General features: G+C 70.2%; 1 protein-coding gene. It reads right to left on the bottom strand.

Going from position 1 to position 1,143, the window contains the following annotated elements:
• Nucleotides 1-74 precede the first annotated feature (74 nt).
• A complete protein-coding gene (locus DBR36_RS13320) occupies nucleotides 75-1,046 on the bottom strand; it encodes a 1,4-dihydroxy-2-naphthoate polyprenyltransferase (protein WP_108320143.1) in 972 nt (323 codons plus the stop codon).
• Between the last annotated feature and the right edge of the window lie 97 nt (nucleotides 1,047-1,143).

Raw genomic sequence — 1,143 nt, forward strand, 5'->3', positions numbered from 1 at the left:
GAGGACGCGGTGGTCGACGCGACCCGCCCCGACGGCGAGCCCCCGATCGACCGCTGACCTGAGCGGGCGAACGCTCAGCCGGCGAACGCCCAGAACAGCAGCGCGCCGTACGCGACCGAGGTGAAGCTCGTCACCTGCAGCGCCGTGATCAGTTCACGGGGCGTGCGGTAGGTCCACACGATGAGGATCGCCGCCAGCCCGCCGAGCAGCGCGATCAGCGTCAGCCACGCGATCGGGTAGACGAACGCCAGGAACACCGCGATCGCGAACGGGATCAGCACGAACAGCGTGAACAGCACCTGCGTGGCGCGTCGACCGATGAGCACCGAGAGGGTGCGCTTTCCGGCGAGGCGGTCCTGATCGATGTCGCGCAGGTTGTTGGCCAGCAGCACCGCGCACGCGAGCAGTCCCGCGGCGACCGCTCCGAACCAGGCCTCCTGCGGCAGCGAGAGCACCTGCAGCCAGGTCGTGCCGAGGGTGGCGACGAGTCCGAAGAACACGAACACGAACAGCTCGCCCATCGCGTTGTACCCGTAAGGACGCTTGCCGCCGGTGTAGAACCACGCGGCCGCGATGCACACGGCGCCCAGCAGCAGCAACCACCACTGTCCGGTGCGGATGACGAGGGCGAGACCGATCAGACCGGCGAGGGCGAAGAACGCCAGAGCGACGATGAGCACGGTCCGCGGCTTCGCCTTGCGACCGCCGGTCAGACGGCCCGGCCCCACGCGCACGTCGTCGGTCCCGCGGATGCCGTCGGAGTAGTCGTTGGCGTAGTTGACGCCGATCTGCAGGGCGAAGGCCAAAGCGAGGCAGGCCAGGGCGATCACCCAATGCAACCGCTCATCGACGAGGGTCGCCGCCCCGGTGCCGATCAGGACCGGCGTGATCGCCAGCGGAAGGGTGCGCAGGCGAGCGGCGGCGATCCAGTCACGGGCGGTCGCGGGGGCGACGGCCTGCGGGGCGGCGCTGCGGTTCTTCTGCGGATTGCCGCCGGGACGACGCTTCTTGGCGGTCTGGGGACGCTTACGAGAGGGAGCTGCCACGGAGGCTCATCCTAAGCCCGCGCGAGGTCGCCGCCCGCGTCGAGTCGACGTCGGAGCAGGGCCCGGTCGGGCTTGCCCGAGTCGAGCGTGGGCATCT

Origin of the sequence: Microbacterium sp. HMWF026 (genome assembly GCF_003061325.1) — a bacterium.
Classification (GTDB): Bacteria; Actinomycetota; Actinomycetes; order Actinomycetales; family Microbacteriaceae; genus Microbacterium; species Microbacterium testaceum_E.